This window comes from Shewanella sp. SG44-6, assembly GCF_014164185.1.
GTDB classification, from domain to species: Bacteria; Pseudomonadota; Gammaproteobacteria; order Enterobacterales; family Shewanellaceae; genus Shewanella; species Shewanella vesiculosa.
Genome location: NZ_JACJER010000331.1, coordinates 1 through 394, shown reverse-complemented (window position 1 = coordinate 394; position 394 = coordinate 1). Strand labels below are relative to the sequence as shown.

Here is a 394-nt window from a genome sequence, read left to right as displayed (position 1 = left end):
CCGCATTTATTGACTACTTTTTTATGCTTAATCACTCAGTTCACGCGTTTTAGCTATTTAAAATGTTGATTTAGATCATGTTAATCCGTGTTTACCAATTTGTGAGTATATAGTTCGCTGCTGCATTAACGCTAACATTCCCCATGGACCGAATAAACAAGCAATAAAGCAATGATGAATTATTGCTTATATCCCCACTCTTGGAGGACCCATGAGTAATCAAATCAAAAGTAAAAAAGGTTTAGAGTTAAAGATTTTTATCTTTTTAACTGTCTTTCTAGCCCCAATTTTATCTGTATTACTGGTTAGCGCACTAGGTTTTACTATCTGGTTTAGCCAAATTTTAACTGGGCCTCCAGGCGCGGGCTAATCCTAAAAATAATCAACAATGCGA

General features: G+C 35.5%; 1 protein-coding gene. It reads left to right on the top strand.

Features of this window, described 5'->3' with window-relative positions; genetic code table 11:
• Positions 1–211 precede the first annotated feature (211 nt).
• Complete coding sequence (locus tag H5185_RS22470; protein ID WP_124016440.1) at positions 212–370, top strand: periplasmic nitrate reductase, NapE protein; 159 nt, start codon at positions 212–214, stop codon at positions 368–370.
• Positions 371–394 lie beyond the last annotated feature (24 nt).